The organism is Streptomyces griseoluteus, assembly GCF_004784465.1.
GTDB lineage: Bacteria > Actinomycetota > Actinomycetes > Streptomycetales > Streptomycetaceae > Streptomyces > Streptomyces griseoluteus.
Window position 1 is genome coordinate 17,678 of sequence record NZ_SRRU01000019.1, and the last position, 11,989, is coordinate 29,666.

10 protein-coding genes, 2 tRNA genes, 1 pseudogene and 1 riboswitch are annotated in these 11,989 nt (G+C 70.7%); of the genes and pseudogenes, 3 read left to right on the plus strand and 10 right to left on the minus strand.

Features of this window, described 5'->3' with window-relative positions; genetic code table 11:
- Positions 1-12: 12 nt before the first annotated feature.
- The 3 genes from E5082_RS31825 to E5082_RS31835 form a co-directional block, all read right to left on the minus strand.
- Positions 13-1,044 carry a M23 family metallopeptidase gene (locus tag E5082_RS31825; RefSeq protein ID WP_135794677.1) on the minus strand — a complete coding sequence of 344 codons (1,032 nt, stop codon included), beginning with the start codon at positions 1,042-1,044 and terminating at the stop codon, positions 13-15.
- 9 nt (positions 1,045-1,053) lie between these two features.
- Positions 1,054-1,221, minus strand: a riboswitch (cyclic di-AMP (ydaO/yuaA leader).
- Positions 1,222-1,482: 261 nt separating this feature from the next.
- A tRNA-Met gene (locus E5082_RS31830) sits at positions 1,483-1,556 on the minus strand.
- Positions 1,557-1,621: 65 nt separating this feature from the next.
- A complete protein-coding gene (locus tag E5082_RS31835) occupies positions 1,622-2,755 on the minus strand; it encodes a dihydrofolate reductase family protein (protein ID WP_135794678.1) in 1,134 nt (377 codons plus the stop codon).
- Between the two features lie 186 nt (positions 2,756-2,941).
- Here E5082_RS31835 and E5082_RS31840 point away from each other — a divergent pair, with 186 nt between their 5' ends.
- Together E5082_RS31840 and E5082_RS31845 are read left to right on the plus strand one after the other, a co-directional pair.
- A complete protein-coding gene (locus E5082_RS31840; protein WP_135794679.1) occupies positions 2,942-3,565 on the plus strand; it encodes an SCO4225 family membrane protein in 624 nt (207 codons plus the stop codon).
- Positions 3,566-3,736: 171 nt separating this feature from the next.
- Positions 3,737-6,034 carry an N-acetylmuramoyl-L-alanine amidase gene (locus E5082_RS31845; RefSeq protein ID WP_135794680.1) on the plus strand — a complete coding sequence of 766 codons (2,298 nt, stop codon included), beginning with the start codon at positions 3,737-3,739 and terminating at the stop codon, positions 6,032-6,034.
- A gap of 36 nt (positions 6,035-6,070) precedes the next feature.
- On the opposite strand, the gene E5082_RS31850 is transcribed toward E5082_RS31845, so the two are convergent.
- A complete protein-coding gene (locus E5082_RS31850; RefSeq protein WP_030817149.1) occupies positions 6,071-6,409 on the minus strand; it encodes a MerR family transcriptional regulator in 339 nt (112 codons plus the stop codon).
- A gap of 477 nt (positions 6,410-6,886) precedes the next feature.
- Here E5082_RS31850 and E5082_RS31855 point away from each other — a divergent pair, with 477 nt between their 5' ends.
- A complete protein-coding gene (locus E5082_RS31855) occupies positions 6,887-7,246 on the plus strand; it encodes a hypothetical protein (RefSeq protein ID WP_135794681.1) in 360 nt (119 codons plus the stop codon).
- A gap of 128 nt (positions 7,247-7,374) precedes the next feature.
- Here the strand turns inward: E5082_RS31855 and E5082_RS31860 are convergent, their stop codons facing one another.
- The 6 genes and pseudogenes from E5082_RS31860 to E5082_RS33880 form a co-directional block, all read right to left on the minus strand.
- Positions 7,375-7,683, minus strand: coding sequence for an SCO5918 family protein (locus E5082_RS31860; RefSeq protein WP_135794682.1), 309 nt, complete (start codon positions 7,681-7,683; stop codon positions 7,375-7,377).
- A gap of 63 nt (positions 7,684-7,746) precedes the next feature.
- Complete coding sequence (locus E5082_RS31865; protein WP_135794683.1) at positions 7,747-9,165, minus strand: DEAD/DEAH box helicase; 1,419 nt, start codon at positions 9,163-9,165, stop codon at positions 7,747-7,749.
- A gap of 173 nt (positions 9,166-9,338) precedes the next feature.
- A complete protein-coding gene (locus E5082_RS31870; protein ID WP_019329653.1) occupies positions 9,339-9,542 on the minus strand; it encodes a cold-shock protein in 204 nt (67 codons plus the stop codon).
- Between the two features lie 355 nt (positions 9,543-9,897).
- Positions 9,898-9,970: transfer RNA gene (locus E5082_RS31875), tRNA-Lys, on the minus strand.
- Positions 9,971-10,047: 77 nt separating this feature from the next.
- Complete coding sequence (locus tag E5082_RS31880) at positions 10,048-11,529, minus strand: amino acid permease (RefSeq protein WP_135794684.1); 1,482 nt, start codon at positions 11,527-11,529, stop codon at positions 10,048-10,050.
- 119 nt (positions 11,530-11,648) lie between these two features.
- Positions 11,649-11,989, minus strand: a pseudogene (locus E5082_RS33880) (DEAD/DEAH box helicase); the annotation flags it as partial.

The window sequence follows — 11,989 nt, forward strand, 5'->3', positions numbered from 1 at the left end:
CGGCAGGAGTCCTCAGGGAGTGAGCCCCTTGCCCCGCAGCCACGCTCCGGGGTCGATTCCGGTGGGCTGACCTCCGGGGTGCACCTCCAGGTGGAGGTGCGGCCCGGTGACGTTGCCGGTGGCGCCGACGCGGCCGATGACCTCGCCGGTGGACACCTTCTGCCCGGCGCTGACGCTGATCGAGGACTGGTGGCAGAACCACAGCTCGGTGCCGTCGTCCAGGGTGAGGATCGTGCGGTAGCCGTACGCCCCGGCCCAGCCGGCCTCGGTGATCGTGCCGCTGTGGATCGCCTTGATCAGCGTGCCGGTGGGCGCGGCGAAGTCCAGCCCGGTGTGGTACCCGGAGGACCACATCGAGCCGGCCTGCCCGAAGGTCGAGGTGATCGTGTACGAGGAGGTCGGCAGCGTGTACTGCTTGGCCAGCGCGGCGAGCCGGGCGTCTTCCGCCTTCTTCTCGGCGTCTGCCTCCGCCTTCTCCTTGGCCGCGGCGGCCTTCACGGAGGCTTCCTTCGCGGCCTTGGCGGCGGCCTCGGCGGCCTGCTGGTCGGCCTTGGCGACGGCGGCCGCGGTGGCCCGGCTGTCCGCCTTGCTCTGCTGCCGCTCGGCCTGGGCCATGATCCGGCTGCGCAGCGCCTCGCCCGCGTCGGCGGTGGAGTCGTCGCTGGCGGCGGTGGCCGTGGCGGTGGCGACACCGGCGAGGGAGGCGGCGGGCGTCTCCGTGTGGTGGTGCCCGTCGATCAGGGAGTCCACGGAGGGCAGGTCGGGGAGCGCGATGGACACGGGCGGCTTGCCGGTGTTGGCGCTCGCCATGCCACCCGCGCCGACGGCGGCGATGACACCGACGCCGAGCACGGTGGAGCTGCGGGCGAGTCCGCCGCCACGCTGCTTGGCCACCCGGTGGCGGCCGCGTACCGCGGGCAGGGACTCCTCGGTGGGGTTCCACTCCTCCCACACGCCGTCCTCGGCACGGGGGGCGCCGTAGGCAAAGGGCTCACTCGCGTCCGGCGCGAACGGGGCTTGTGGGGCAGGCCGGTTGGACGCCACGCGGGCGCACTCCTTTCCCTCCTCCGCCTACCGGGTTAGCTGACGGGTTCGGAGCAGGAAGGTCTCCTACGCGCGTAAACCCGGCGTGCTCCGAGGGCGGTGCACGGCGGATCGGGCGCGATTCACCCCAAAGTGGTGGGTCCCCGGTTCCCTTGCGGGATTCGGCGTGTGCGCACGGCGCCGTCTCTGCTGACGGCTGTAACGACCGCGCTGCGTTATCGAACGTTAATAGACACGCGCACCGGATTCCAAGCCCGTTCGGCTTGATCCTTTGACGTTCTGACGGGGCGTAAATAGGTCAGTACCACCGTGAACGGTGGTGAATTGACTTCGCTTCAGGAGTCACAGGAGTTTTGCTGGTGACTCAAAAACACCGACCGTCCCGGAAAACACTCAGGGCCGGAATCCATTTACTGGATTCCGGCCCTGAGCCTTCAGTAGCGGGGACAGGATTTGAACCTGCGACCTCTGGGTTATGAGCCCAGCGAGCTACCGAGCTGCTCCACCCCGCGTCGTTGTGTCTCCAGCATACGTCATCCGCGGGGCCCGGCGCACACACGCCGCCGTGACGTGGGCCTCAGTGCGGAAGGTGAGCGTTCGGCCGCTGTGCGAGAGCGGCGTACCCGGGCACCGTGACCACTTCCACGCCCCCGGCTGCCAGCACCCCCGCGCCGTCGGCCGCGGTGACGAAGGTGTCCGGCTCGCGCCAGGCGGTGACCACCCGGCGTACCCCCGCTTCGAGGATGAGCCCGGCGCACGGCACGGGCCGGGAGGCGCGGTGGGCGCAGGGCTCCAGGCTGCTGTAGACGGTGGCGCCGGGCAGGCGCGGGTCGGCCGGGTCCAGCTTGGCGAGCGCGGCCTCCTCGGCGTGGACCACCGGGTCGCCGCCCTCGCGGGAGTGGCCGCGCGCCAGCTCGGTGCCGTCCGCCGCGACGATCACCGCGCCGACGCTGAAGGCCGTGTCCGAGGGCGGGCAGAGCGCGGCCAGCTCGCAGGCGGTGCGCAGCCAGTGCCGGTCGGCGGCGGTCTCCAGCGGGCCGGTGCCGGGGGCGGTGGGCTCGTACCGCATCAGGACGACGTCCTCGATCCGGCGGGTGTCGGTCAGCCGCAGCCGGCCGCCCTGGTACGCGCCGGGGCCGAAGAGGCGGGGGGCGGCCGGGTCGCCGACGAAGAGCGGGGCGAGGACGAGCTGGAGTTCGTCGGCGAGGCCCTGCTGGAGGAGCTGGGTGTGCACGGTGCCGCCGCCCTCCACCATCAGCCGGCGCACCCCGCGCACGTCGTGCAGGTGCGCGAGCAGCGCCCGCCAGTCGAGGCCGGCGCCGAGCGGGACCACGTCGGCGGTGTCCCCGAGGAGGACCGTGGCCCGCTTCGCCCCCGCGTCGGTCGTGTAGAGGATCTTCTCGCCGCCGGTGTGCCAGAAGTTGGCGGCCGGGTCGAGATCGCCGGACCCGGAGACGGTCACCTTCAGCGGGTACTCCGCCCGCCCCTCGGCCACGCGCGCGGCGCGCCGCTCGGGCGAGTTGACCAGGAGCCGGGGGTTGTCGGCGCGGATGGTCCCGGCGCCGACGAGGATCGCGTCCACCGAGGCCCGTACCTCGTCCACCCGGTCGAAGTCGGCGGGGCTGGAGAGCAGCAGCCGCTCGGGGCCGGTGTCGTCCAGGTACCCGTCGAGCGAGACGGCGGCGGACAGCAGGACATGGGGGTAGGGCATCGACGCGCTCTCCGGACTCTCGGCTCTGCGGACTCGGGGCTCTGGGGACTTGGGGCTCTGCGGGCGGGCACTCCCTTTGTACTCCGTACCGGTGGGCACCCTGCCCAGGCAGGGATGAGTACGGCTACTCATCCCCGGCGCTCGGCCCGGCCCCAGTGTGGGATCACCGAACCGGAGGAGATCTCGATGCCGCACGCCATCCGCCCACGCCGCCTCTTCACCCTCGCCACCGGCAACTGGCTCTCGCGGGGCTATCTCGCGGTGCTCGCCGTCTCCGTGGTGGCCATGTTCGCCTTCCCGGACAGCGAAGTGGGCCTGGGCCCGATGATGCTCACGGCGCCGCTCTCCTTCCTGGGCATGGCCTTCCCCTTCGGCCCCGGTACCGAGGGGAGCCTGGCGGTGGAGGTGCTGGCCACCGGGTTCTGGGTGGGGCTGCTCCTGCTGGGCGCCCTCGGGAACGCCGCCGCGCTCGGCGCCCTCGCCTCCAGATCCGCCGCCGTGCCTCCCCGGCATCGGGTGCGGGCCCTGCTGGCGCCCGCCGTGGACAACTGGCTCTCGCGCGGATACCTCGCGGTGGTCGCGGCGGCGATCGGGGTCTTCCTCTACGCGGTGTGCCTGTCGCCCGACCCCGGTTTCGCCGGCATCTGGCCGCTCATGGCCACGGCACCGCTCAGCATCGTCGCCATCACGCTGTCCGGGCCCCTGGGGAGCGGCTCGCTGAGCCTGGTGGTCTTCACCGTCGGTACCGCTCTGGCCGGGCTCTGCAACGCCGTGCTGCTCGGCCGGCTCGCACGTGCGCTCCGGCGCTGAAACCCACGGCCGGGTATGGACCGGGAAAAAAACTGTATAAGCCAACGGATGGCATGACCGCATCAGCTACGGTGCCCCTTTGGTCATCTTCTTCACCAAATCCCCCTGGGGAGGGGGGAGTCGTGAAGGCTCCGGCGGCCAGTCACCTCAGGGAAGGGCACCAGAACCGGTATGAGAGCACGTTGGTGGGGGACGGGCGCGGTCGTCGCGGCGGCCGTGTGCGGGACGTTGGTCGTCCAGGGGGTGAGCGGCGGGGACTCCGGGCACGACGGGAAGGCCGCCGCCGCCCCGGTACGGGACCGGGTGCGGTCGGCCGCGCTGGACGTGCGTGGGGACAGAACCGGCGCGACGCTCGCGCGGCGGGACGCCAAGCCGTTCAGCATGCTCGGGGTGAGCTGGGAGAAACCTTCCGCCAGGCTGGCCGGCAAGGTCGAGGTGCGGTCGCGGGCCGTCGGGTCCGGGAAATGGTCGGACTGGCTGCCGCTGGACAGCGACCGGGGCGCAGGCGAGCAGAATGCCGCACGCGGCGGCACCGAGCCCGCGTGGGTCGGGCTGTCGGACGGTGTCGAGGCGCGGATCAACGGCAAGGTCACCGCGAAGCTGCCCGCCGGGCTCCGGCTCGACATGATCACGACCGGTGGGAAAAGCACCGGCGGTGACGCCGAGCCCGCGGCCTACGCCGCGGACGGGCCGGACGACACCGAGGAGCCGGTCGCCACCGACACCCCCACTCCGACGTCCGAGCCGACCGAGGTCACCACCACGGACCCCGCCCCGCCGGAGGAGACCACCGCCGAGCCGTCGCCCGGCGAATCCTCCACGGAGCCTCCGGCCGAGTCCCCCACGGCACCCGAAAGTACCGAAAGCACCGGACCCACCGACTCGGCGTCGCCCTCGGACTCCGCCACGCCCTCGCCCTCCCTGTCCGTCCCGACCGCACCGCGCTCCACGGTTCCCCGGCCGCCGATCACCCCGCGCTCGGGGTGGCAGGCCGACGAATCCATCAGCCCCGAGGCGCCGACGTACATCGACGGCAGGATCAAGGCGGTGGTGGTCCACCACACCGCCTCGACCAACGACTACACCTGCGCCGAGGCGCCGTCGATCATCAACGCGGTCTACACGTACGACGTGACCGGGCTCGGCTGGAAGGACCTCGGCTACAACTTCGTCGTCGACAAGTGCGGGACGATCTACGAGGGCCGCAAGGGCGGGGTCGACCTGCCGGTCGTGGGCGCGCACGCGTACGGCTTCAACTCGCAGACGACCGGCATCGCGGTCCTCGGCACGTACGTCGACTCGCCGCCCCCGATGGCCGCGATGGCCTCGGTGGCGCGTCTCGCCGCGTGGAAGCTGGGCCAGTACGGAGTGCAGCCGGACGCGACGGTCACCCTCACCACCGCGCTCAGCGGGCAGAACCTCGCCGGGCGGACCTGGGAGCCCGGCGAGGAGATGACGCTCCCCGCGATCCACGGCCACCGGGACGGATACAACACGTTGTGCCCCGGTGACGCCTTCTACGCCGCGCTCGGCACCGTCCGCACGCTGGCCGCGGGCCCCGTCACGGGCCTCACCCTCGGTACGGTCACCGGTACCGGGACGGTCGGGACGACCCCGTACACCAACGGCCCGCTCACGGTGAGCTGGTCCACGACCACGCCGGCCTCGCTGATCTCGTCGTTCCGGGTCCTGGTCGACGGCAGGACGGCGGCGACGGTCGCCGGTTCGGCCACCTCCGCCAAGCTGACGCTGCCGGCGGGGACGCACAAGGTGCAGGTCGAGGCGGTGCACCAGTCGGGCCGTACGGCCACCAGCGCGACGCGGACGGTCGTCGCCGACACCACCGCGCCCACCTTCACCACCAAGCCGAACCTCTCGCTGCGGACCGGCACGGTCAGCACCACCGCCGTCCCGCTCACCCTCGGCTGGAAGGCCGCGGACAACGTCTTGCTGAAGGAGACCCGCCTCACCGCCCCGCTCGCCAGGACCTACGGCCCGACGGTCACCAGCGCGGCCCAGACCGCCAAGTCCGGTGCGGCGACGGCCTGGACACTGCGGGCGTACGACACCCTCGGCAACTCCGCGAGCGCCTCCGTGCCGGGCACCCCGGTGATCCTCCAGGAGACATCGGCGACCAGGTCCGGCACCTGGACCACCAGGTCCTCCGCCAGTTATCTGGGCGGCAGGTCCTTCAGCAGCAGCACCAAGAACGCCTCACTGACCTGGACCTTCACCGGTCGCTCGGTCGCGTGGGTGGTCTCCCGCGCGTCGGCCTCCGGCCAGGCGGACATCTACGTGGACGGCACCAGGCTCACCACCGCCGACCTGAAGTCCCCGACCACGGCCTACCGCAACGCCCTGTGGACCAGGACCTGGCCGACGAGCGCGAAGCACACCCTGAAGATCGTGGTCCGCGCCACGGCCGGCCGCCCGGCCGTCACGACGGACGGGATCGTGTACCTGAAGTAGCCCGACGCCTGAGGGCCCGCCGAAGCCGGCGGGCCCTCAGGCGTCGGCAGACGGGCCGAGCGACGCGCCGGCACGGCGGTACTCGGCGTTGATCCGCTGGGCTTCCTCGAGCTGGTCCTCGAGGATGATGATCCGGCACGCGGCCTCGATCGGCGTGCCCTGGTCCACGAGTTCACGCGCGCGCGCCGCGATCCGCAGCTGGTAGCGGGAGTAGCGGCGGTGTCCGCCCCCGGAGCGCAGGGGTGTGATCAGTCGTGCTTCGCCCAGGGCACGGAGGAAGCCGGGCGTGGTACCGATCAGTTCGGCGGCGCGGCCCATCGTGTAGGCGGGGTAGTCGTCGTCGTCGAGACGGCCCAGCGACTCGTCTGCTGTCATCTCACCTCTCTGTGGCACGCGTGGAGGGGCCTTGGTGCCGTACAGCACCAAGGCCCCGAAGGAACTGCAACCATCTGCCGACCCTAATACCGCGTCGGCCTTCTGTGTCCGCACAGCCGCCCGATAAGCCGACGGGGGTGCGGGGATCGCGGATGCGTGACCGGAGACCACCTGCCTATCGATGTCCTGCGGTACCCGGACTCGCGTCTGCCGGTCCGGGCGATCCTGATGGCGCTCGACTCCTCCGTTCTTTCCTCTGAACCGATCGCTTGTCACACCTGTACTGCTGCCCGGCAGTTCGTGTCTGCCGGGCCTTGATCGATCTCGGCTACGAGAGAAACCGTAGCCAAGCTCCCTTCGAATGTCTACTGCGGCGGCGATAGATTTTCGCGTGTCCGGCGGAGAGGTCTCCGTTTCCGGCGGTCTCCGCGACGGTCCCCGCCACCCGGCTGGGCCCGGCGCATAGAATCCGACGTCATGCCGAAGCCTGACGAGCTGATCGTTGACATCGCCGCCCTCGTGGAGTCCGGGCAGAGCAACCAGATGTCCCTCACCGTGGTCACCAGTGGTGCTGTCATCACCGGTCGACTGGCTCCCGAAGCCATGTGGCGGCGGAGAGTCTCCGAAGTGCTGCGGGATTCCACCCATCTGGGCGAGTTCTGCGCCGTCTTCGACGCCCCCGCCAAACACGACGGGACCCCCACGCACCTTCACTTCCACGTGGCCCGCATCCTCCAGGGCACCGTGGGCATCCCGATGACGGGCGGGATGTACCGCGTCGCGATCGAGGACGTCACCGCCTGGACGATGGGTGACTTCAGCTACTCCGACAACTGACCCACTGACCCGCCCCCGTGCCGGGAACGGCACGTAACGCGGAGAGGGCCCGACCGGCGCGTGCCGGTCGGGCCCTCAGTGCTCTACTGCTCAGTACTGCTCCGCTGGGCTCGCGCCCGTCCCGCCGGTCAGCCGGTCGGGGAGGTGCCGAGCATCGCGGACGCCCGCTCCAGCGGGGTCTCGGCGGGCGCGGGGACGACCTCGGGAGCCGTACGGCAGGTGAAGCCGAGCCGGGCCATGGCCCGCAGCACCTCACCGGCACTGAAATCGCGGCGGTCCTGACGGGTGACGACCTCGCCCACCTGCTTGGCGGGGTAGTGACGGCGCCCGATGATCACCGACTCGGCGGTGACCGGCTCGGGCTTGACGCCCTTCATCGATTCCAGCACGCCGTTCTTGGTCAGCTCGAACGGGAAACGTGCGATGACACAGCGCATGATGCCTCACAGGGAGAAGGGAAGACGGGGCGGACCTCGGTGACGTGGTGTGGAACCAGGGTCCTATGCCGCCGTACCGTCCGTCGACTGCCGTCCGGGGGCGCGGCGGGCCGCCGGGACCGGGCGACGCCGGCCGCGTGCGGGGGACCTGCGCCTCTTGGGCCGTTCGGCCACCGGCGCGGTGATGACGACCGGGACGCCGGAGGGCGCCTGAGCACCGGTGATGCGGTTCAGGGCCTCGTCGCCCGAGCGGACCTGGGTGGTCTGCGGCCGGATTCCGGCGTCCGTCATAAGGCGGGTCATGCCGCGGCGCTGGCTCGGGGTCACCAGGGTGACGACACTGCCGGACTCCCCCGCACGGGCGGTCCTGCCGCCGCGGTGCAGGTAGTCCTTGTGGTCGGTCGGCGGATCGACGTTGACGACGAGGTCGAGGTTGTCGACGTGGATGCCGCGTGCCGCGACATTGGTCGCCACCAGCACGTTGACGTGGCCCGTCTTGAACTGCGCCAGGGTCCGGGTGCGCTGCGGCTGCGACTTCCCGCCGTGCAGGGCCGCGGCCCGTACCCCGCTGTTCAGCAGGTGCTCGGTGAGGCGGTCGACGGCGTGCTTGGTGTCGAGGAACATGATCACGCGGCCGTCGCGGGCGGCGATCTCGGTGGTGGCCGCGTGCTTGTCGGCGCCGTGGACGTGCAGCACGTGGTGCTCCATCGTCGTGACCGCGCCGGCCGAGGGGTCGACCGAGTGCACCACGGGGTCGCTGAGGTAGCGGCGCACCAGCAGGTCGACGTTGCGGTCGAGGGTCGCGGAGAACAGCATGCGCTGGCCCTCCGGGCGTACCTGGTCGAGCAGGGCCGTGACCTGCGGCATGAACCCCATGTCGGCCATCTGGTCTGCCTCGTCAAGGACGGTCACCGAGACCTGGTCCAGCCGGCATTCGCCCCGGTCGATGAGGTCCTTGAGACGTCCCGGTGTGGCGACGACGACCTCGGCGCCCGCGCGCAGCGCGCTCGCCTGCCGCCCGATCGACATGCCGCCCACGACCGTGGCCAGCCGCAGCTTCACCGAGCGGGCGTACGGCGCGAGCGCGTCGGTGACCTGCTGCGCCAGCTCACGCGTCGGTACGAGGACCAGCCCGAGCGGCTGCCGGGCCTCGGCGCGCCGTCCGGCCGTACGGGCCAGCAGCGCGAGCCCGAAGGCGAGCGTCTTGCCGGAGCCGGTGCGGCCCCGGCCCAGCACGTCCCGGCCCGCGAGGGAGTTCGGCAGGGTGGCGGCCTGGATCGGGAACGGCACGGTCACGCCCTGCGTGCCGAGCGCGGCCAGCAGTTCCCCCGGCATGTCGAGATCGGCGAAACTCTCCACGGCGGGAAGCGCGGGAGTCGTCGTCCTGGGGAGCGCGAACTCCCCCTGGATCGCGGGGGCCCGGCGGCCGGAATTCCCGTGGCGGGTGCGGGTGAAGCGGTCGTTCGTGCGTGTGCGGTTCATGCGGAACCTTCCTTGATGCGGCACATCTCAAGGAATTCCCGCAGCATTGAGCCGCACGGGTAATTGCAAGAATGGGCCGGTGGAGCGCAGCGGAAGAACACTGCGGAAAATGCGAGTAGCCGGGACCCGCACCCCGAAGGATGCGGGCCCCGGCTACAAAGTGCGCGTGAGCGTCAGGCGACGACGATGTTCTCGGCCGTCGGGCCCTTCTGGCCCTGCGCGATGTCGAAGGACACCTTCTGGCCCTCGAGCAGCTCACGGAAGCCCTGAGCGGCGATGTTGGAGTAGTGGGCGAAGACGTCGGCGCCGCCGCCGTCCTGCTCGATGAAGCCGAAGCCCTTTTCCGCGTTGAACCACTTCACGGTGCCAGTAGCCATGTCAATTCTCCTTCGGGGCAGTGCATCGCGGTACGCACTGTACGAACCGCGTGTCGCCGCGATGATTACCCCGCCCGGAAAAGACCGGAAATAAAACTTCGGGAACCACAACTGCAACTGAGATCGACGGTAGCACGCTTCAGCGGCCGGTGTCGGGTGAAGAATCCCACTTCGGCCATTGGGGTAAATAAACTGTCGGCGCGTTCCATTGAAAACTCAGTTCGCCGGAACAGCTATTGATTCACCGGGAGCACAAGGTTTCGAGCGGGGAGCCGGACGGGCGCCCCATGGCCCGGTACCGGGCAAAACGGACACGCCCCCGGCTCAACGGATCGTCGAGCCGGGGGCGTTCGCGTAGGCCCTGTGGGACTCGAACCCACAACCAATGGATTAAAAGTCCACTGCTCTGCCAATTGAGCTAAGGGCCCGGGGCGGTGTTGCCTGTCCGAGCATAGCTGGCGGTGGCCGTGTCTCCGATCGGGTATCGGAGACACGGCCACGTCGGTCAGTCGCGAAGGAACCAGTGGCGGGCCGAGGCGAGCCACCAGGTGGCTGCGAAGCCGAGGACGACGAGGACGGCGACCGGGGCGTAGTTGAAGGTCTCCCAGGTGACCGGTGAGACCTGGGGCAGCATGAAGAGCACCGTGATCAGGACGACCCAGCCGACCGAGACCACGCCGATGGGGAGCGACCAGCGGCCCAGATGCCACGGCCCCCGCTGGAAGTCCGCCCCCTTGCGGACACGCAGCAGCGTCGGGATGACGTAGGCGATGTAGAGCCCGATCACCGCGATGGACGTCACGGCCGCGTACGCCGTCGAGTTGATGAGGTACGGCAGGCCGAGGACGAGCGCGCCCAGGGCGGCCAGCCAGACGGCCGCGACCGGGGTCCGGGTGCGCGGGCTGACCGTGTGCCACACGCGGGAGAAGGGGAGTGCGCCGTCCCGCGAGAAGGCGTAGATCATGCGGCTGTTGGCCGTCACCGAGGCCATCCCGCAGAAGAGCTGGGCGCCGATCACCACCAGCAGGAGCAGCTTGCCGGTCGTGGCACCGAGCGCGTCGAGGAGGATCTGCGCCGGGGGCGCGCCGGTCGGGGAGTTCAGGGCGCCGTCGTAGGACTGGATGGCGAAGGTGAAGCCCAGCAGCAGGACGAAGCCGGCGATCCAGGAGGTCCAGATGGAGCGGACGATGCCCTTCGGGCCGGCGGTCGCCGCGTCGTGGGTCTCCTCGGTCATGTGGGCGGAGGCGTCGTAGCCGGTGAAGGTGTACTGCGCCATGAGGAGGCCGAGCAGCACCACGTAGAACCCGCTGCCCCAGCCCGTCTCGTTGACGAAGTGGGTGAAGACGAAGGACGCCGACTGGTGGTGGTCGGGCAGGAAGGCAAGCGCGCCGACGATGACCGCCACACCCCCCACGTGCCACCACACGCTCACGCTGTTCAGCAGGGCGACGATCCGGACCCCGAAGGTGTTCAGCAGCCCGTGCAGCAGCAGGATCGCAGCGAAGAGCAGGACGGTACGGCCGGGCGACACCCGGAAGCCGAACTGGAGGTTCAGCCAGGCCCCGAGGAAGGAGGCCGCGCCGAAGTCGATGCCCGCCGTCACCGCCACCTGGCCGAGCACGTTGAACCAGCCGGTGAACCACGCCCAGGCCGCCGCCGAGCGCGGGGGCGCGAGCCGGTGTGCCCAGAAGTACAGGCCGGCCGAGGTCGGGTAGGCGGAACAGATCTCGGCCATCGACAGGCCGACGAACAGCGTCATCAGGCCGACGGCGACCCAGCCCCAGGTGATCACGGCGGGCCCGCCGGTCACCATGCCGAACAGATACAGCGTGAGGCAGCCGGACAGCACCGAGATGATGGTGAAGGAGACGGCGTAGTTGGAGAACGCCGACATCCGGCGGGCCAGAACCTGGGTGTAGCCGAGCTGGGCGAGCCGCTCCTCGTCGGACAGGGCCGACTCGGCTCTCGCTTGCGTGTCGTCTGTCATGACCCCAGCAATTCCCTGGGTGCCGACGTGACATGCGTCACGCGACGGCCGAAAAGCGCCGGGAAACCCGAAGGGCCCGTACGGAGATCCGTACGGGCCCTTCGTCAGCTCACTGGGCGTCAGCCGTTGCGCTTCCAGCGGGGCTTGTCGTCGCGCCGGCCGAAGGAGGACGGGCCGCCGGTGCCACGGTGCTCGTCACGGCGGCCGTAGGGGCGCTCGTGGCCGCCGGAGCGGAAGCCCGGACGGTCGTCGCGGCGCTCGCGGTTGAACGGACGGTCGCTGCCCCGGTGACCGCCACGGTCGTCGCGGCGGAAGCCACCACGGTCGTCACGACGCTCGAAGGAACGGCCGCCACGGTCGTCACGACGCTCGAAACCCCGCTCGCCCCGGTCCTGGTTGAAGGAACGGCGCTCGCCGCCACGGTCGTCACGACGCTCGAAACCACGGCCACCGCGGTCGT

Excerpts from the sequence above, each read along its gene's own strand:
- E5082_RS31835 (WP_135794678.1), bottom strand. The coding sequence starts at position 2,755 with ATGCCCTACCCCCATGTCCTGCTGTCCGCCGCCGTCTCGCTCGACGGG.
- E5082_RS31840 (WP_135794679.1), top strand. The coding sequence starts at position 2,942 with ATGCCGCACGCCATCCGCCCACGCCGCCTCTTCACCCTCGCCACCGGC.
- E5082_RS31845 (WP_135794680.1), top strand. The coding sequence starts at position 3,737 with ATGAGAGCACGTTGGTGGGGGACGGGCGCGGTCGTCGCGGCGGCCGTG.
- E5082_RS31850 (WP_030817149.1), bottom strand. The coding sequence starts at position 6,409 with ATGACAGCAGACGAGTCGCTGGGCCGTCTCGACGACGACGACTACCCC.
- E5082_RS31855 (WP_135794681.1), top strand. The coding sequence starts at position 6,887 with ATGCCGAAGCCTGACGAGCTGATCGTTGACATCGCCGCCCTCGTGGAG.
- E5082_RS31860 (WP_135794682.1), bottom strand. The coding sequence starts at position 7,683 with ATGCGCTGTGTCATCGCACGTTTCCCGTTCGAGCTGACCAAGAACGGC.
- E5082_RS31865 (WP_135794683.1), bottom strand. The coding sequence starts at position 9,165 with ATGAACCGCACACGCACGAACGACCGCTTCACCCGCACCCGCCACGGG.
- E5082_RS31870 (WP_019329653.1), bottom strand. The coding sequence starts at position 9,542 with ATGGCTACTGGCACCGTGAAGTGGTTCAACGCGGAAAAGGGCTTCGGC.
- E5082_RS31880 (WP_135794684.1), bottom strand. The coding sequence starts at position 11,529 with ATGACAGACGACACGCAAGCGAGAGCCGAGTCGGCCCTGTCCGACGAG.